Raw genomic sequence first — 5,600 nt, forward strand, 5'->3', positions numbered from 1 at the left:
TGCCGACGCAGCACGCGTATCTCGCCGGCTTTGCGTACGCGTTCCCGCGCATCACGCTGTACGGCGCGATCCAGGGCACGCGCACGACCGCGACCGACACCGGTTCGCACACGTTCGAAGCCGGCGTGTCGGTACCCGTCACGTCGCGGTTGTCCGCGCTCGGCGAATGGGCGTACACGCGCCGTACCGCGTTGCGCACGGCCGTGTCGCGCGACACGGGCGTGGCCGGGCTCGACTACACGCTGTCGCGGCGCACCGACGTCTATGCGCTGGCCGGGTACGACCGCCTCGGCGCCAGCGGCGTCGCGGCGACCTGGGCGCTCGGCATCCGGCACCTGTTCTGACGCAGTGCGCATCGCGTATCCGGGTCTACCCGCTATAACCAAACCGCTGTTTTGTATAAAAAAGAAGTGCTTCGAATTCATCAACGTCCGTGCGTATAATTTTTCTCAGTTCATGTATACACAAACGCGATTCATGAACCGGCACGGCCCGCGTCCCGCTCGCGTCATGCGAACCGGCCGCCGCCCGCGGGATCGCCTCGCACGATGCCCGTCCGGCGCAAGCCGCTTCGCCCCGGAAAACAACGACGACTATTTGGAGACCGAATGAAAAAGAAGCTGATCGCGTCCAGTGTCATGCTGCTCGCCTGCGCCGGTGCGCATGCGCAGTCGCGCATCTGGCTGTCGGGTTACATGGACCTGAACATCGAGCACCTGATTTCGTCGGGCCCGGGCGGCAACATCACGCGGATGTCGAGCGGCGGTCTGAACAATTCGCGCTTCAACCTGAGCGGCGTCGAGGAACTCGGCGGCGGCAACAAGGCGGTCTTCACGATCGAACCGATGTTTTCAGCGAACACCGGCGTGCAGTCGACGCAGTTCCGGCAATCGTTCGTCGGCCTCAAGGGCAACTGGGGCGAGCTGACGATGGGCCGCCAGTTCACGCCGTCGTACTGGCTCGCCGGCTATGCGGACCCGACGTGGGCGGCCGACTTCAGCATGGTCAACGACATGCAGTTCTTCTATGCGACCTATCGCGTCGACAACGCGCTGCAGTACAAGACCCCGACCTTCCACGGCTTCACCGGGCGCGTGATGATCACGACCGGGCTCGGCGACGGCACGCGCGCCGGGCGCTTCTTCAGCACCGGCATCGAATACCGCAACGGGCCGCTGTTCCTCGGCGCCGTGAGCGAGCTGCAGTACACGCGCGACATCTTCCGCTCGTCGCAGATCCATTCGTCGCGCGACAACTATTTCTCGGCCGTGTACCGCTTCGGCGGCTTCGAGCCGACCGTGATCTACCACACGTACAACGGCTACTACGCGTATCCGCCGTACGTCGCATTCAATTCGCAGGGCTGGGATGCGCAGATCGGCGCGCGCTGGAACATCGACGGCATCAACCGCGTGTACCTGAGCGTCGTCCATCGCCACGACGACAACAACACGAGCATTTCGAGCGCGACCGGCGGCGTGATCGGCTACATCTACGGGTTGTCGAAGCGCACCGACCTGTACGTGACCGCCGCGCACGTGAAAAGCCAGCATCGCGTACCCGTCGCGTATCCGGTCACGTTCCAGGTGTATCCGGACGGTGGCCAGAATCCGTCCGGCTTCCAGATCGGGATCCGCCACGCGTTCTGATGTTCCGAACCCGCGCGCCGCGACCGGCCAGCCGGGCGCTCGCGGCGCCACGACACAGTCATGACAAGGAGACGTTCATGCTTCGACCACGCAACAGTCGCACCCCGCAGGCCCGGATCGTCGGCCCGGCTGCCGCATCGATCCTGATCGCGGCGTCGGCGCTTGCCAGCGCCGCGCAACCGGCGGCGGAAGCCCCCGCCGCCGCCAGCACCAGCGTTGCCGCCTCCGGCACGCCCGGCACGCCGAGCGTCGCCGATCCGTATCTCGCCGGCTGGCTGCGCCTCACGCCCGAGCGCCGGCCGGTGCCGCTGAAGCCCGGCGTCGACTACGGGATGGACCCGGCCACCGGTCAGTTCGTGTGGCCGAAGGCGGCGCCCGAAGTTCACCAGGGGCAGCGCTTCCCCGGCGAACTCGCGACGTGGGACAACAAGAGCTACGCGAAGAACGTGAAGGTGCTCGCGTTCTACCCGGGCGTCGATTCGCCCTTCCACGCGTGGAACAACATCGCCGACTTCGACGGCAAGCGCTACCTGTACATCCACGATCGCGACTACCTGCGCATCATGGACGTCACCGATCCCGCGCACGGCAAGGTCGTGTTCTCGAAGGGCGGCGTGTGGGGGCCGAAGGGTTCCAGCGAGCACTTCGATCCGAACAACGTGCACGACTACCTCGGCGGCGCGACGATCGCGTGGAGCCGCAAGCTCGGCAAGCCGGTGCTCGTCGCGTCGTTCGAGATCGGCCGCTACGGGCTGATGACCGAGAAGATCGACCAGCCCGACAAGGTTGCCGCGCAGCGCCACTACAACTCGCTGAAGGGGTTCCGCGTGTACGAGATGGACGGCCCGCTGCCAAGCCAGTGGAAGCTGATCGCGACGCGCACGACCGACTACCGGCATCCCGATGCGCCGATCGGCCAGCAGCAGGGTTCCGGCTCGCTCGACGCGCCCGAGTACTACGGCGGCAAGTACATGATCGTGTCGGCCGCGCCGGACGACAGCTACGCGCTGACCGAGTATCCGAACTACCTGTACTCGCCGGGTTACCAGGTATGGGATATGTCGGACCCGGCGAACCCCGTGTTCATGTCGCAAATCGCGGTGCCCGGCCAGATCCTCGGCAACGAGGAACACGAGCAGGCGTACCTGATGAATCCGCGCGCCGGCAACCGCACGTCGTGGATGGGCTCGCGCAACCCGATCTTCCTGCCGAAGCCGCTGGAGAACGGCGGCAAGATCGGCTTCGGCGCGATGGGCGGCCTGGGCTTCTATTCGTTCGACCTGAGCGACCCGGCGAAGCCGAAGATCCTCGGCAACGTGAACACGCCGCCGAGCTTCGCGGGCACCGAGTTCGACAACGCGGACGTGAGCCAGTACGCGCGCACCGGCTACGTGCTCACGAACGGCTACCCGATGAACCGCGACTGCTACGAGCCGTACAAGGACATCTTCGTCGTCGACGCGCGCGACCCGAGCCACCTGAAAGTCGCGGCCAAGCTGCCGGTTCCGGAAGTGCCGGCCGGCGCGCCGTTCACGAGCTTCTGCCAGCGCGGCGGCAACTTCGGGCCGAAGCGCGCGAACGCGATCGGCCAGCCGGGCACGTGGCGCCAGGGCATCGTCCCGTATTCGTTCTACAACGCGGGCGTGCAGATCTACGACGTGAAGAATCCGGCGAAGCCGACGATCGCCGGGTACTTCGTGCCGGCGCTCGCCGACGAGAAGGAACTGCCATCCTATACGCTCGGCAAAGGTGTGTTCGCGATCTACACCGAGTACGACCGCAACATCATCTGGGCTTTCACCGAGAACGGCGCGTATGCGCTGTCGACGCCGCTGCTCGGCGAGCCCGTGCTCGGCAAGCCGGTAAAGCCCTGGCCGCCGCGTTGAGTCGCACGGGGCCGGACGGGCGACCGTCCGACTCGGGTCGCGCGCCGTGGCCACAGCAACACGCGGCTCGGCGCGCGCCGTTCGCATCGATCCCTGCCGGTCACCCGGCAGGTTCACGTTCAAGGATGTTCCCGATGAGGTTCAAGCCATTCGCCGCGCTGCTGCTGGGTGCGTTCGCGACGGTCGCGACAGTTTCGACGCCCTGCCGCGCCGCGACCTCGGCCAGCGAGCAGACCTGCCGCGCCTGCCACACGCTCGATACGACGAAGGTCGGCCCGCCGTTCCGCGCGATCGCCGCGCACTACCGCAACGATGCCGATGCGATCGCGAAGCTCCAGAAGAGCATGCTCGAAGGCAGCACCGGCAAATGGGGCAGCGCGACGATGCCGCCCAATGCGATTTCGGCCGACGATGCGGCGCGCTTCGCGAAGTGGATCATGTCGCTGAATCAGCCGGCGAAGTAGGCCGGCAAAGTAGTCCGGTAATGCGCCGCTACGCGGCGTCCGCAACGACGGCCGCTCCCGCCGCACGCGTCATCCGAGCGCCGGTTCGGCCGACAGCGTCCGGTCCGGGTCGTGCGCGTGGCCGGATACGCCGGCCACGGGCAGCGTGAGCGTCACGGTCGTGCCCTGCCACGGGGCGCTGCGCACGCTGATCTCGCCGCGGTGGCGGTCCACGACCGCCTTCGCGAACGCCATGCCGAGCCCGACACCCTTCGTGTCGGGTTGCCCTTGCAGGCGAAAGCGCCGGTAACGCTCGAACAGGCGTGCCTGATCCTCGGCCGCGATCCCGTAGCCGTAATCGCGGATCACGCAGCACACCGAAGCGCCGCCGTCCGCCAGTTCGACGCTGCACTCGATGCGCGTATGCGCCGCGCTGTATTCGACCGCGTTCCCCAGCAGATTGACCAGCGCACGCGACAGCAGCGCCGGATCGCCGTGCACGAGCGCGTCGTCGCACGACGGTACGTCCGCGACCGCGATGTGCTTGTCCCTCGCGCGCGACCAGATTGCGTCGCGTGCCTGGTTCATCAGGTCGGCCACGTTGACGAGTTCCGACGCGTACTCGCCCGTCTCCGCCCGCGACACCTGCGCGAAACCGTCCGCCATGGCCAGCGTATGACGCGCCAGCCCGTCGATCTCGTTCAGGCGCTCGCGCAGCGTGCAGTCGGGCGGGCAAGCGGCAGGCGTGTTCACGAGCACGATGACCGAGGTGAGCGGCGCGCGCATGTCGTGCGAGAACAGCGTCAGCATGTCGTTGCGCTGCCGCTCGAGCAGCGTGCGATGGACGTAGGCGCCGCGCAGCGCGTCCAGTGCATCGTTCACGTGCCCGATCTCGGGGCTCGTGCCCGGAATCCGGACGATCGGCGACACGTCGCCCTGGCTCAACGCGACGATGCGCCGGGTCAGCGCATCGAGCGGTTTCGACAGCGTCCGCTGCGTGCCGCGCACGAGCAGGAACAGGATCGCGATGCAACACGCCGCCTCGGCAGCGGACAAGGTCATCCGGATCCGCGCCGCGTCGCGCAGCGCCACCGCACGCGCACGCGTGAGGTCGAGCACGTGGTCGCGCAACTGCGCCGGTGCGTCGAGGTCCCGCATGACCCGCGACGCGAAATCCTCGGCATTCATCGCATAGGCGCCCGTGCGGCCCGCGCGCAGCGTCGCGGCGACGAGCGGCAGGAAGCTGCCGTCCATCGTGTCGTTCAACCGCGCCAGGTCATTCGACAGCATCGCGTCGTCGAGCGGCGGCGCGATCGCGCCGGCAATCAGTGCGCGGAGCTGCACGATGCGCCCGCGCATCTGGAGAATGCGCGCCAGCCGATCGTTGTCGAGCGTCTCGCTCCTGACCAGCGGCGCGACGAACAGCGAGCCGAGCCGGCCGGTGTATTCGCGCAGGTCGCCCAGCAGGCGCGCGAGGACCAGCGCGCCGGCCGTTTCCGGATGGCGCATCGCCGTACCCGCCATCACGCCGCTGGTCAGCGCCGCCAGATCGTCAGCGGCCGCGAACATGCTGTCTTGCGCGGCCTGCACCTGCCACGTCGCACGCGCCGCCGCAGGCCGCG

At 67.6% G+C, this 5,600-nt stretch carries 5 protein-coding genes; 4 read left to right on the forward strand and 1 reads right to left on the reverse strand.

From position 1 onward, the window contains the following. From G3N99_RS32985 to G3N99_RS33000, 4 genes are all read left to right on the forward strand, one after another. The coding region (locus tag G3N99_RS32985; protein ID WP_346778515.1) for a porin at window positions 1-344 on the forward strand (344 nt) is incomplete at its 5' end. Between the two features lie 264 nt (window positions 345-608). Beyond that, a complete protein-coding gene (locus tag G3N99_RS32990) occupies window positions 609-1,649 on the forward strand; it encodes a porin (protein ID WP_041492520.1) in 1,041 nt (346 codons plus the stop codon). Between the two features lie 77 nt (window positions 1,650-1,726). Continuing rightward, entirely contained in the window at window positions 1,727-3,535 is a 1,809-nt protein-coding gene (locus G3N99_RS32995; protein WP_206124468.1) for a hypothetical protein, read from the forward strand. Between the two features lie 134 nt (window positions 3,536-3,669). Beyond that, window positions 3,670-3,999: a c-type cytochrome gene (locus G3N99_RS33000; protein ID WP_241011978.1), complete on the forward strand. Its 330-nt coding sequence runs from the start codon at window positions 3,670-3,672 to the stop codon at window positions 3,997-3,999. Window positions 4,000-4,068: 69 nt separating this feature from the next. Here G3N99_RS33000 and G3N99_RS33005 read toward each other — a convergent pair. After that, window positions 4,069-5,600 (reverse strand): HAMP domain-containing sensor histidine kinase (locus G3N99_RS33005; protein WP_206124469.1); only part of this gene is annotated, 1,532 nt, incomplete at its 5' end.

Origin of the sequence: Burkholderia sp. Ac-20392 (assembly GCF_017104585.1) — a bacterium.
Classification (GTDB): domain Bacteria; phylum Pseudomonadota; class Gammaproteobacteria; order Burkholderiales; family Burkholderiaceae; genus Burkholderia; species Burkholderia lata.

Excerpts from the sequence above, each read along its gene's own strand:
- G3N99_RS32990 (WP_041492520.1), top strand. The coding sequence starts at position 609 with ATGAAAAAGAAGCTGATCGCGTCCAGTGTCATGCTGCTCGCCTGCGCC.
- G3N99_RS32995 (WP_206124468.1), top strand. The coding sequence starts at position 1,727 with ATGCTTCGACCACGCAACAGTCGCACCCCGCAGGCCCGGATCGTCGGC.
- G3N99_RS33000 (WP_241011978.1), top strand. The coding sequence starts at position 3,670 with ATGAGGTTCAAGCCATTCGCCGCGCTGCTGCTGGGTGCGTTCGCGACG.